This is a genomic window from Gillisia sp. Hel1_33_143 (genome assembly GCF_900104765.1).
Classification (GTDB): Bacteria; Bacteroidota; Bacteroidia; order Flavobacteriales; family Flavobacteriaceae; genus Gillisia.
The window spans coordinates 136,295-150,438 of record NZ_LT629737.1; the positions used below are offsets into that span (position 1 = coordinate 136,295).

Below are 14,144 nucleotides of genomic sequence, written 5' to 3' on the forward strand. Positions count from 1 at the left end.
AATTATAGATCTTTTATAAATGCATCTCTAGATTAGATGTAGAGTTATATTAAAAAAGAGCCTTGTTTAGTTGAAATCACAATTTTACCGGTTGAAAGTTCTATAATGATTTTTAGATGTTCTTAAAGAGAGTTGATTAAAAAGATGTATTTCATCGATAAATGCCGTTTTTTACCAAATTAAAATTCGCTAAGTTCTTAATTTATATAATTTTATGCTAATTTTGAACATTGTCCCAAAATGTTCTGAATGAAGAAAATTACTCAAAAAGTAAGAATCCTACTTCTTATCTTATTTGTTGCAGGTTCTACTTTAAACTTAATTGCTAATAATATTACTACTTCTTTTTCCAGCTACAAAACTGGGGACAAAGCTTCTGTTGCCTTATTTAAAAAAGTAGAGCTAAATTCAACATTCGACACTAGTTTTTCGGAAAGACTACAGAATAAATTGGAATCTTATTCTTTAAAAAAAGATTTTTCAGATAGAATCTTGAAAATTGAATTAGCAGTCGTTGAAAATATAGTAAACAGAACTGCCCGATTAGAAAGCAATTATGCTTTTAATTTGTTTTTAAAACCTTCCATAACACTTGGAGAAATATCTGCAATTTGTAAAGGAACTACTACTGCAATACTTCCATATAGCGCAACTTCTAATTCTCCAAATAAATATTCCATAGTATTTTCTACCAACGATAAAAATTTGGGATTTAAAGACATTTCAGCAAAATCTCATCCATTCACTTCGGGGGCGGGAAGCATAAGTATAGTAGTTCCTTCAAATGTACCTTATGGAACATATACTGCTACATTTTTTGTAAGTAATGCAGCCAAAGGAGATGACAGAACAATAACTATAAGAATAGAAGATAGTCAAAAACCTACCATATCGGCTCCAGCAGCTGCTTCAGGAACAACCAATGTTGCGTGTACTTCCACCAATGTCAATTTAGGTTCACCAGCAGTAGCAGACAATTGTACAGCTAAAGCCAATTTAACTGTAACCAATAATGCACCTTCTGCTTTTCCTATTGGTAACACTACAGTAACTTGGACGGTAAAAGATGAAGCGAACAATACTGCAACCGCCACTCAAATAGTAACTGTTACAGATAATATTAACCCAACTATTACAGCTCCAGCAAATGCTTCAGGAACAACCAATGTTGCGTGCACTTCCACCAATGTCAATTTAGGCTCACCAGTAATAGCAGATAATTGTACTGCTAAAGCTAATTTGACTGTAACTAATAATGCACCTTCTGCATTCCCTATTGGAAACACTACAGTTACTTGGACGGTAAAAGATGCAGCCAACAATATTACAACCGCTACTCAAATAGTAACCGTTACAGATAATATCAATCCAACAATAACAGCTCCAGCAGCTGCTTCGGGAACCACCAATGTTGCATGTACTTCCACCAATGTCAATTTAGGTTCACCAGCAGTAGCAGACAATTGTACTGCTAAAGCTAATTTGACTGTAACCAATAATGCGCCATCTGCTTTCCCTATTGGTAACACTACAGTAATTTGGACAGTGAAAGATGCAGCCAACAATACTGCAACCGCTACTCAATTAGTAACTGTAACAGATAATATTAACCCAACTATTACAGCTCCAGCCGACAAAACTGTAAGTGCAGATAACAATAAATGTACTGCTTCAGGATTAAATTTAGGAATTCCCACTACTGCAGATAACTGTGGAATAAAGAGCGTAACAAATAATGCACCAGCAACTTTTCCTTTGGGAGAGACTACAATCACCTGGACAGTGACTGATAATTCAGATAATACTCAAACCGCTACTCACAAGGTTATAGTTGAAGATAAGCAGGCTCCATCAACACCTACTTTATCCAATATAGAGAACTGGAGTTGTGGAAAGGAGATCACAAATTTCCCTACCACTATAGACAACTGTGCAGGAGAAATAACTGGTACAACTACCGATCCGCTGGTATACGAGGGTTTTGGAGAATATACAATTACATGGACTTTTACAGATAATGCCAACAATAGTACAACTGCTAATCAAACAATCATTATCCCAGAACCTACAGTTGATATTCCTTCAATTAATGGAAATGAGTATTGTAATGAGAGCACTGTTCCCGGTGTAAATTTTACTGGAAATACGCTAAGCAATAAAAGATATGATTGGTCTTATAAAGCTAATAACAGCAGTAGTATAGACATAGGTTTACCTAACAGTGGTACAGGAAATATACCAGAATTTACAGCAAAAAATAATGGTAGCGAGATTATTAATGTTGAATTTACAGTCACACCTTTTGGAAACAGCTGTAAAGGAATTCCAATAACGTTTACTTTTAGTATTAAACCGACTCCTACAATGACAAGACCTGATGATATTGTTGTTTGTTCTGGAGAACAGATTAATCAAATATCATTTCCTGATAGGATATTCTCTGTTTCTAATTCTAGTATTTCATGGACTAACAATAACACTTCAATAGGCCTAGCAGCTGTGGGAAATGGAAATATAAAAGCATTTAAAGCTTCAAATGATAGTAATGAAAATGTAATTGCCACTATCACCACTACTCCTTCTGCAAATAATTGTGAAGGAATCGCTCAAAGTTTTACAATCACTGTAAAACCAAAACCTGCAATTAGTACTACGCTAGAAAATAAGACTTATTGTAATGGAAATTCTACTGATATTATACCCTTACAGTCTGGAGTTACGGGTACCACCTATAACATTACAGGAGGAAGCGCGATTGGATTGGCAAATAGAACAAATATTAAAGAGATTCCTAGTTTTAGTGCAAAAGCTGGAAATGCAACTATAATTATAACTCCTGTTGCAAATGGTTGTCTGGGTATCCCCGCTACTTACACTGTGTTAGTGAATCCTACACCCTCACTTTCTGCTAATCCTGCCACTCAGGCAATATGCTCTGGTGGTGTAACAGCTATTAATTTAAGTGGAAGCGGACAATCTTATAGTTGGACACTTGCAGAAGTTGGTAGTAATATTACAGGAGCTGTAGAAGGAAGTGGAACTTCTATTGCTCAAACTCTCACCAATTCTGGCACACAACCGCAAGTAGTTAAATACAAAATAACTCCTGAAGCAAATGGATGTACAGGTACTCCTATTACGGTTGCAGTAACTGTTAATCCACTACCAGATTTCGTTATTGACATTCCGGAATGTCAATCAACAGTAGATCTTACAGATCCTTCTATTAAAACAACAACCTTATCTGGATTAACGTATACATATTGGCAAAATGCACAAGCTACTACCCAATTGCAAAATCCTTCAGATGTAGGATTGGGAACATACTATATAAAAGGAACTACCTCATCAGGATGTTTTATTATAAATGAAGTAATAGTAGATAATATAAAACCAGTTCTAACAAGTTCTATAACTCCGCCAGATATTTGCTCAAATACTGTATTTAATTATAGCCCAGAAAGTAACATAGATGGGACAACCTACAGCTGGACGAGAGCCGCTGTAAATGGAATTAGTAATCCAGAAGCTTCCTCTACAGAAGAAAACAAAAATAACCCGAACGAAATTTTAAATAATACTACTACTAATAGTATTGAAGTTACATATGTATATACTTTAAAATCCCAGGGAGAATGCATCAATACTCAAACGGTTAAAGTAAATGTGAAACCAACTCCTATGCTTCAAGATCAGGATTATGGATCTGAGCTTTGTAGTGGAGATTTATTCGAATATATTCCACAAAGTACTTTGGGGGGTACTAATTTTACGTGGGAAAGGCGTAGTGCAAATGGAAGTGTCCAATCGTCTGGTAATGGATCAATATCAGAAAGATTAAATAATGATACAGAGAACAATATAGTTTTTACCTATTACTACACGTTGAGTAATAGTTTATGCTCAAATCCTGAAGAATTCAGCGTGTCAGTAACCGTATTACCTACTTTTCAAGTGGAGGCCAGTGCTTCAAGAATAGAAATTTGTCCTGGAGAAAGTATCGATCTATTTTCTTCAACAGAACTTGTTCAAGACATCGAAGAAACTTTATTGTCTGAAGATTTTAATTCTGGCATCAATTGGAGCCCCAATAATGCTGGATCTGCTACTTGGTCAAGACAAAATAATTATAATCCTCCTGAAGGTGGGGGTACTATAAATTCTGGGAGTGGAAGTTTTGCGGTAGCTAATAAGTTAAATTTGAATCCCAATTCCAACATTAGAGAATCGAACCTTATTACACCAGCGTTCTCAACACAAGGCTATACCTCTTTAACACTTGATTTTAGACACTTTTACCGTGATGTTAGTGAGAACTGGGGAGATTTTGCAGTAATTGATTATTCCATAAATAATGGCGCTTCGTGGAATGTTTATACCTTCTTTAATAATACTCAGGGCAGTCCTAACGCTTTTGCAAGTTTTAATAATCCAATTAGTGAGATAATAGGACATGATCAAGTGAGAATTAGGTTTCGCTTTCTAAATCAAGGAAATGATTCGAGAGCTTATAGTTGGGCTATTGATGACGTTACTATTACTGGAGAGATACAAAGTACTCCAGAAGTAGAATGGACATCCAGTACCGATGAAAACTGGACTTCTAACGAGCAAAATCCTACAAATGTAACACCTAGCGGGACCACGGTCTATACTGTAAAATATACAGACCCAGATTTGGAATGTCCTGGAAGGGCTTCTATAGAAGTTGTAGTTCGACAACCACCACAACCAAAAATTATAGCTGATTATTGTGCTTTCCCTGAAGATCCCAATAAGATTAGACTTTACGTGGAAGGTTATTTTGATACCTACGAATGGAATAGTTCAGGCGAGCAAATAAATGGAGGAAGGGAAATTATTGTGACTAAAGCTCAGGGATACACTGTTCGTGTAACTAAAGATGGCTGTGAAGGATCTGCATCTATAGACATTTCTAGAAATTTAATTATAAATGGAGATTTTGAGCAAGGTAATACTGGTTTTATAACTCAATATGGATATAGAACTAATAATCCCTCAGTTAGGAACGAATTGGTTCCAGAAGGTCTATACACCGTAGATAAACGTTCAAATCCATATCATTCTGCATTTAATGATAACGGAGATCATACTACAGGGGATGGTAATTTTATGATCATTAATGGGGATCCTAATCTAGGGCAGACTGTCTGGGAGACTAATGGATTTTTAGATGTTCTGCCAAATAAAAATTATTATTTTGGGGCATGGACTACAAACCTTGTATACAGAAATGAAGCAAATAAATACGCTAGATTAAGACTTCAAATATTAGTACCTGGGAATAATACACCCGTTGCAGAATCTAATTTAGGTGACCTTACATTTCAACCTGTTGGGAAATGGGTAGAATTTTTTAATCCACAATTATGGAATTCAGGAGATAATACTAAAGTAAAAATTAGAATTATCAATGAAAATACCGTTAGAGATGGAAATGATTTTGGTATTGACGACATTTCATTTGCCGAAATTAGCTCAGTAAGTTTTGATTTCGCACCAACTTACGATCCTATTTGTGAGGATTCAAATCTCAATCTATATGCAAATTTAGAAGGCGGAAGAGATCCTATAACTTTTAAATGGACAGGTCCAAACGGTTATACCTCGACTGAAGAAAATCCGGTAATACCCAATGCCACAACTGCCAATAATGGCCTATATAGTTTAGTTATTACCGATTTTTATGGTTGTAATAATGAAAGTAAATCAATTGAAGTTAACATTCAAAAAGTTGATGCAGGAGAAGACCAAGTTGTTTGTTCTAACGGAACGGGTGTTCAATTAACGGGTGCTATATCTGGCTCTAATGCAGGTGGAACCTGGTCTACTAATGGAAGTGGAAGCTTTTCTAGTAATACAGATCTTGAAGCAATCTATACGCCAAGTATGCAAGACCTAACGTTATCCTCTATCACTCTTACATTAACATCTAATGATACTGATGCAACTTGTAGTGACGAGGTATCCATATCTTTTAATATAGCTCCGGTAGCAGAAGTCAGCATAACTCCTGTTACATGTTTTGGTGCCAATGATGGTTCAGCCACTGTTAATATTGAGCAGAATACAGGAACAGCACCTTTTACCTATGAATGGAAAAACGGCGACACTTCTATTAATCAAACTACGCAAACAGCCACAGGACTTGCTCCGAATCCAGATGGTTATAGTGTAATTGTTACAGATTCTAACGGATGTTCTACAACTGTTATTTCTGGAGCTATAGAAGAGCCTTCTGCTCTTCAAATTGATGAAATTACTAATACAAATGTCACCTGTTTTGGTGGCCAAGATGGTTCTGCTACTATAAAGGTATCTGGTGGATTCATTACTACAGATACTTCGCTATATGTATTAAGTCTATTAGATTCAGAAGGAAATGAAATTGTAATTGAAAATTCAAATGAATCTGGATCATTATTAATAGAGAACCTCAAGGCTGGTGTTTACACTTTTACCGCTAATACAATTAATGGTTGTAGTTTACTTACTGAAAATGTTGTTATAGACCAACCCCTAGAAATTATTGTTGATGCCGGGGAAGACATTAATCCTTTAGAATGTGGAATTACAAGAGTTACACTCAGTGCAATTCTAGTAGACCCAACGCTAGGTGAAGGAAGATGGGAAGTATTAGCTCCTTCTGGAGCGACAAATGTTTCATTTGAAAATAACCTTCAGAATAATACAGTCTTTAATGGAGAATCTGGAATAACCTATGAATTAGCGTGGATCGTAAAGCCATCTATTGCAGCTTGTCCTGAAATTATTGATACCATAAATGTCATTTTACCTGAAGCATGTAGTAAATTAAATTTTGATGGAGTAGATGATTATGTAGACGCTGGTAATAATTTTGCAATGGGTCCCGATGATTTCACGATTGAAGCATGGATAAAACCAAATGCCATTTCAGGAGTGAACACCGTAATCTCTAGAAGAACAGATGGTGAATCGAACAAGGGTTATGATCTATTTTTAAATAATGGAGCTCCTACATTTAGAGTTAGAGACAGATCTGTTTCTAGCACTAAAGTAGTAAAAACAGATAGATGGTACCATATTGCTGGAGTTTATACCAGTTCAAAAATTAGTTTGTATGTAGACGGTATTGAAGTTCAGAATAACACAAATAATATTCCGAATGGTTCAGGAAACTTCGACGCACTCTTCTTAATTGGAGCTACTCATGCTCCTTTAGAAACAAAACTAACTAAACAACACTTTAACGGATTCATAGAAGAGGTGAGAGTATGGAGAAAACCTTTATCTATAGAACATATTAGATTTTTCATGAATCAAAGGTTGATAAAAGTTGGAACTAAAGTAGATGGTGAGATCTTAGATCAAGATCTTAATTTACCAAATGCTCCTACACTTACAGATTTTAATGATCTAAAAGGCTATTATCCACTAATTGCTAGAGGAGGTTCAATAGATTCTGGTAAAACTCCTAATAACGGGGCTGATGGAAATATTGCAGATGGTGTTCTAAAGAATATCCAACTTATGCAAGATAATACTGCACCATTACCATATATCTTAAATTCTGAAAACAGTAATTGGTTTACTAAAGCAACTTGGAAGTTGCCATTAGATTTTAATGGAATCTCAAAAGATTTTCAATTAGTTGATGTTTGGGATGCTCCTAACAGTATTGGGATCAATGGAGAAAAGATAAATTGGAATATAGTTCAGCTTAATGGTAAATCTGTTAAGAACCCAGCAGGAAATGATATTCAGTTATTAGCGCTGCTGGATGAAGGTGGAAGTCTTAATATGGAAGGAAGTAATGAAAATAGCGGTAGCGGATTGACAATTACTCACTATCTAGACCTTGATGGTAAAATCGATCTTAACGGGGAATCTCAACTTGTGCAAACTCAAGGAAGTATTTTAGAGAAAACCAGTGCCGGATATATTGAAAGAGATCAACAAGGAACTGCCAATAGTTTTAATTATAATTATTGGAGTTCACCTGTATCACTTCAGAACGCTGGTACTAACTCTGGATATACTATTTCTAGCGTTATGCTAAATGGTACAGATTTAAGTAAACCAATTCCAATGACCTTTGTAGATGGTGCCTATGCAGCAGATGATGCAGCAGTAAATATTACAACATATTGGCTATATAAGTTTAGAGGAACAGCTAGTATTTATAGTGAATGGAAATATGTTGGAAAGAACGGAGCTTTACTTGCCGGCGAAGGATTTACAATGAAAGGCACCTCTGGAAATGCTGCTATAAAAGACAGACAGAATTATACATTCAAAGGAAAGCCTAATAATGGAGATATCTCTTTAAATATTGGTAAAAACCAGAATTATTTACTTGGTAATCCATACCCATCAGCTTTAAATGCAGATCAATTTATAAAAGACAACTTAAAAACCTCTAGCGGAGGTAATAACACATCAGGAAATATCTTTAATGGTGCTTTATATTTCTGGGATCATTTTGCCGGAAAAACGCACAACCTTGCAGAATATATTGGAGGTTATGCCACCTATAATCTTTCTGGTGGAGTACCTGCCGTAGCTACAGATGAACGCATAAATAATACGGGAGAAAGTAGTGAAGTGTACTTTGGTAATAATGCAAAGATCCCCCAAAAATATATTCCTGTAGCTCAAGGTTTCTTTGTGAACACTGTTTTAGATCCTAAGATCTCAGGAAATATCACTGTAGACGGTGGAGACGTTCTATTTAATAATGGGCAACGTGCTTTTGCTAAAGAGACAAAATCCGACTCTCAATTTTTAAGTCAGGAGAAACCAAAAACTAAAGGACAAGAAAAACAAACCGACGTAAGACCTAAGATCAGATTGGTGTATGAATCTCCAAAAGGATTTAACAGACAAATTTTGGTTACAGCAGATGAGAATACTACCAATGGATTTGATCTAGGGTATGATGCTATGTTGAATGACAATAATGCTGAAGACATGTATTGGGTAATTAACCAAAATGCTTTTGTAATTCAAGGAGTACCAAATTTCAATAAAGATCAAGTGCTTCCTTTAGGAGTAAAATTAAAAGAAAAAGGAGAGTTAACAATTAAGATCAATGAATTAGAAAACATCAAAAATGATATAGAAATTTTTATAAGAGATGCAGCAGATAGCACCTATCATGATCTTCGAGCATCACACTTTGTAGCTACTCTAGAAGGTGGTACTTATGATTCTAAATATGCCATCGTCTTCCAGAAACCGGAGCCTATAGATCCTGATACAGGTGAAGAAACAGATCCTGAAGAGGAAGATCCAGATGATGGTGGAGATACCGATGAAGATACAGATGGTGGAACAGACGGAACTCCTATAGAAAAACCTGAAGATCTAGATGCTTTGGCTGAAATTGATGTGGTCTATTCTATGGACGATAAAATGTTGAGAGTTCTTAATCCTTCAGAAATAATGGTCGAAACTGTAGAACTGTATAATATGGTTGGACAACGTTTAATGATGTACACTTCCATGTCTGAAGAAGACTCTATCGATGTACCTCTGAAAGATTACCCTAAAGCTACCTATGTTGTTAAAGTGAGATCTGCTATTGGAACAGCCTCTAAAACAATATTGTTTGAAAGATAATTGGGATAGCAAAAGTTTTTATGGAGCTATTAATTGCAAAATAAGATTGTGAGGAATAAAATTTTTTCCTGTAAGAACTGATAAATTAGTAGAATAAAAAAAGGGATGATAGTTCATCCCTTTTTGCTATAAGACATTCTTAAAATCCTAACCTTTAAATTTCATAGGTAGATGAACAACTTTCTTTGTCTCGAAGAATTCCTCTTCAAAATAATCTGGGAGTGGGTAAATTTTGGCTGAAGTATATTGTTCTAATTCTTCAGATAGGTCTCCTCCTTTTAAATAAAGAATCCCATTCTTTAATTCATGGTTGTTCTTCTTTGCGATCTTACCTTTTACCCAGTGCACAAAAGTTGGCATTGCTGCCACTGCTCTACTTACTATAAAGTCATATTGGCCGTCTATATCTTCTACTCTAGAATTAGTAAATTTCACATTCTGAAGCTCCAATCCTGCAACAACTTCTTCTACCACCTTAATCTTCTTACCAATAGAATCTACCAAGTGAAATTGAGTTTCGGGAAATAATATAGCTAAAGGAATTCCAGGAAACCCTCCACCGGTTCCAACATCTAATATCTTAGCATCTGGCTTAAAACTTTGAACCTTAGCAATTCCCAATGAGTGCAAAACATGACGTAGATAAAGCTCATCTATATCTTTTCTTGATACCACATTGATCTTTAAGTTCCAATCTTTATATAACTCTTGCATGGCAGTAAATTGATCTTGCTGCTCCTGAGTTAAATCTGGGAAGTATTTTTTAATTAATTCCAAAACCTTATTTTTTTTGCTAAAGTAATCAAATTTGACACGTTAATTTTCCCCAATATGTATAGGTTCCTTTTTAAAAGTTTTACCTTTGGGTAATCAGAATAAATTATGCAAGAAAATAAAGATAACGTACGCTTTTCTAGAATAGATTCGGGGAAATTCTTTCGGACTCTAAACAAACGTGTGAATGCCTATTTTAAAGATAATGACATTTCGAAGACTGGGAATTGGAAGCTCCACATCAAAGCCATTGTCATGTTTTCCCTATTTTTGGCTCCTTATTTCTTAATTTTAACTTTGGATATTTCACAGTGGTGGATGCTATTACTTACCGTAGTTATGGGAGCGGGTATGGCAGGAGTTGGAATGAACATTATGCATGATGGTAACCACGGTTCATATTCATCTAAGAAATGGATCAATAAATTTATGGGAGGAACTATATATATCCTTGCCGGAAATGTTTACAATTGGCAGGTTCAGCACAACGTATTGCACCACACCTACACTAATATCCATGGACATGATGAAGATCTTGATGCCGGAAGGATTATTAGATTCTCTAAACACGCAGAGTGGTCTAGATTTCATAAATTCCAGCATTATTATTCTGTTTTCTTATACGGGCTACTTACTTTCAATTGGGCTTTAACTACAGATTTTAAACAGACAAAAAGATATTTGAAACGTAAATTATCTTATGGTAAACTTCCTTCTCCTGCAAAACAATGGAGTATAATTGCAATAACAAAACTTATATATGTAAGCATTTGGATAGTTATTCCTATGCTTATACTTTCAATCTCTTGGTGGAAGATATTAATAGGATTTTTTGTAATGCACTATACCGCCGGATTGATATTAAGTATCGTATTTCAATTAGCGCATGTTGTAAAAGAAACTGAAATGCCTGTTCCAGATGAGACCGGATCTATGAAAAACACATGGGCGATACATCAATTATTCACAACGGTAAATTTTGCCACTAAAAACAGACTTGTAAACTGGTTTACCGGTGGCTTAAATCATCAGGTGGAACATCATATTTTTCCAAACATTAGCCACATACATTACACTAAGATAGCAGAGATCGTTAAGGAGACTGCTAAAGAATGTAATTTGCCTTACAATGAATTTAAAACTACAAGAGGCGCAATAATAGCTCACTTTAAACATTTAAAAGAGATGGGTGCTAAACCAACCATTTCTGCTTAAAATAAAACTCATAAATATTTATGCAACACAAATTATCTGACAGGATTAATAATCTAGCAACTTCGCAAACTTTGGCTATGGCAGCTAAGACTCGCGAGTTAAGAGAGGAAGGAAAAGATATTATAGGTTTAAGCCTTGGAGAACCAGATTTTAACACTCCAGAATTCATTAAAGAGGCTGCGATACAAGCTATTAATGATAATTACAATTCTTATACCCCTGTAGATGGTTACGTAGAGCTTAAAGACGCTGTTATCACAAAATTTAAGAGAGATAATAATCTTACTTATAATAGATCTCAAATTGTGGTTTCTACCGGTGCTAAGCAATCTTTAGCCAATGCAGCATTGGTTATTTTAAACCCTGGAGATGAAGTATTACTTCCATGTCCTTATTGGGTGAGCTACGCAGAAATTGTAAAACTGGCAGAAGGAGTTCCTGTAGAGGTTCCAACTAGCGTAGAAAGTAATTTTAAAATTACACCAGAACAATTAGAGGCAGCAATTACCCCTAAGACAAGAATGCTTTGGTACAGCTCCCCTTGTAACCCAAGTGGGATGGTTTATAGCGAGAAAGAATTAAGAGCTCTTGCAGATGTTTTGGTGAAATATCCAGACATTATTATAGTAAGTGATGAAATATATGAGCATATCAACTTTGTTGGCGAGCATGCCTCTATGGCTCAGTTTGACGATATGTATGACCGCGTAGTTACCGTAAATGGTGTTTCTAAAGCATTTGCCATGACGGGTTGGAGAATTGGTTACATTGGAGCTCCGGAATGGATAGCTAGAGCTTGTAACAAAATGCAAGGTCAGATTACCAGTGGCGCTAACTGTATTGCTCAAAGAGCCGTAATTACAGCGCTAGAAGCACCAGTGAGTAAGATACAATTCATGGTAGATAAGTTTAAAGAACGTCGAAAACTTATTATCTCACTTTTAGATAAGATTGAAGGATTTAAAACTACAGAACCAGAAGGCGCTTTTTATGTATTTCCAGACATCTCCTATTTCTTCGGAAAAACGATCAAAGGTCATTTAATTAAAGATGCTACAGATTTTTCAATGTTCCTATTAGAGGAAGCTTTAGTAGCCACCGTTACTGGTGATGCCTTTGGAAATCCAAACTGTATAAGATTTTCTTATGCTGCGAGTGAATCTCAAATTGAAGAAGCATTGAAAAGAATTAAAGCTGCAGTTTCTGAAGCTTAACACATAAAGATCTTCTATTAATACCCAAATCTTTCAAAAGATTTAATTATTACAAAAAGCAAGGCTCACCTAATAAGTGAGCCTTGTTTATTATATAAAAACTAAAAGTGTCTTTATTAAAGTTCACCTGAAATTTGGTCTAAAATTTCTAAATAATGAGTTCTATTATTTACAAAATCATAATCTGAAATATCGATCACTTTCACCTTGATATTAGTTTGAGATTTTATAAAAGCCAAATAACTTTGATTGATCTCCATTAAATAATCCGGCTGAATGTTTTGCTCATAATCTCTACCTCGCTTCTTGATATTTTCCAATAACCTATCGGTATTTTGATAGAGATACACATAAAGATCCGGCTTCACCAATTCTTTATACATAATTCCGAAGAGCTTATTATATAAAGCATATTCATCTTCAGCTAAAGTGATCTTTGCAAAAATGAGCGATTTAAAAACATCATAATCCGAAACCACAAAATCTGTAAAAAGATCATATTGTGCTAAATCATCTGATAGTTGCTGATATCTATCTGCTAGAAAAGACATTTCTAATGGAAATGCATATCTATGCTGATCTTCATAAAATTTCGGCAAAAAAGGATTATCCTTAAATCTTTCCAAGATCAGCTTTGCATTAAAATCTTCAGATATCATGGTAGATAAACTGGTTTTTCCTGCTCCTATGTTTCCTTCAATAGCAATATAATTACAAGAAGTAAAATTGTATTTCTTGACTGGATTCTTCAACGTATCTTCTGTGACATTAATTTCTGAAGTATCATTTGTTTCAGCTAAAAGCACAGCAATAGATCTTTTTAAAACTGGATGAATCACCTTATTAGCAATATCTGCCAATGGCGCCAACACAAATTTTCGATTTTGCATTTCCGGGTGAGGTATGCTCAAATTTGAAGAGGCCACCATCTCATCCTCCATTAAGATAATATCTAGATCTATATTTCTATTACTATAAGAATTAGACTTACCTCTAACTCTACCCAATTCAGTTTCAATATTCAGCAATTTTTCTAAAACAACATCAGGAGAAAATCTAGAACCAATTTTTATACAAGTATTCAAAAAAGAATGTCCGTCGAATCCCCAAGCTGGCGTCTCATAAATTCGAGCAATTTGATGAATATCACCAACTTCTTTATAGATACTATCTATAGCTAATTGCAATATTTGCAGACGATTACCCTCGTTACTACCCAAGGCTAAATAATATATTTTAGAAGGAATCAACTTAATTTTATGAAATGTTTAGAGGAGAATTATTTAATTTCACAGCAAATTAAGTAAAACAATCTTA

At 35.0% G+C, this 14,144-nt stretch carries 5 protein-coding genes; 3 read left to right on the forward strand and 2 right to left on the reverse strand.

Annotated elements, in window-relative coordinates:
- The first annotated feature begins 249 nt into the window (after positions 1 to 249).
- Positions 250 to 9,624: a LamG-like jellyroll fold domain-containing protein gene (locus tag BLT84_RS00700; protein ID WP_091262166.1), complete on the forward strand. Its 9,375-nt coding sequence runs from the start codon at positions 250 to 252 to the stop codon at positions 9,622 to 9,624.
- A 147-nt stretch (positions 9,625 to 9,771) separates the two neighbouring features.
- Here the strand turns inward: BLT84_RS00700 and rsmG are convergent, their stop codons facing one another.
- A complete protein-coding gene (gene rsmG / locus BLT84_RS00705) occupies positions 9,772 to 10,401 on the reverse strand; it encodes a 16S rRNA (guanine(527)-N(7))-methyltransferase RsmG (protein ID WP_091262168.1) in 630 nt (209 codons plus the stop codon).
- A gap of 105 nt (positions 10,402 to 10,506) precedes the next feature.
- On the opposite strand from rsmG, the gene BLT84_RS00710 reads away from it, so the two are divergent.
- Together BLT84_RS00710 and BLT84_RS00715 are read left to right on the forward strand one after the other, a co-directional pair.
- Complete coding sequence (locus tag BLT84_RS00710) at positions 10,507 to 11,613, forward strand: fatty acid desaturase family protein (protein WP_034888941.1); 1,107 nt, start codon at positions 10,507 to 10,509, stop codon at positions 11,611 to 11,613.
- A 20-nt stretch (positions 11,614 to 11,633) separates the two neighbouring features.
- Positions 11,634 to 12,827 carry a pyridoxal phosphate-dependent aminotransferase gene (locus BLT84_RS00715; RefSeq protein ID WP_091262170.1) on the forward strand — a complete coding sequence of 398 codons (1,194 nt, stop codon included), beginning with the start codon at positions 11,634 to 11,636 and terminating at the stop codon, positions 12,825 to 12,827.
- A gap of 116 nt (positions 12,828 to 12,943) precedes the next feature.
- Here the strand turns inward: BLT84_RS00715 and folK are convergent, their stop codons facing one another.
- Positions 12,944 to 14,047, reverse strand: coding sequence for a 2-amino-4-hydroxy-6-hydroxymethyldihydropteridine diphosphokinase (gene folK, locus BLT84_RS00720; protein ID WP_410503549.1), 1,104 nt, complete (start codon positions 14,045 to 14,047; stop codon positions 12,944 to 12,946).
- Positions 14,048 to 14,144 lie beyond the last annotated feature (97 nt).

Excerpts from the sequence above, each read along its gene's own strand:
- BLT84_RS00700 (WP_091262166.1), top strand. The coding sequence starts at position 250 with ATGAAGAAAATTACTCAAAAAGTAAGAATCCTACTTCTTATCTTATTT.
- BLT84_RS00710 (WP_034888941.1), top strand. The coding sequence starts at position 10,507 with ATGCAAGAAAATAAAGATAACGTACGCTTTTCTAGAATAGATTCGGGG.
- BLT84_RS00715 (WP_091262170.1), top strand. The coding sequence starts at position 11,634 with ATGCAACACAAATTATCTGACAGGATTAATAATCTAGCAACTTCGCAA.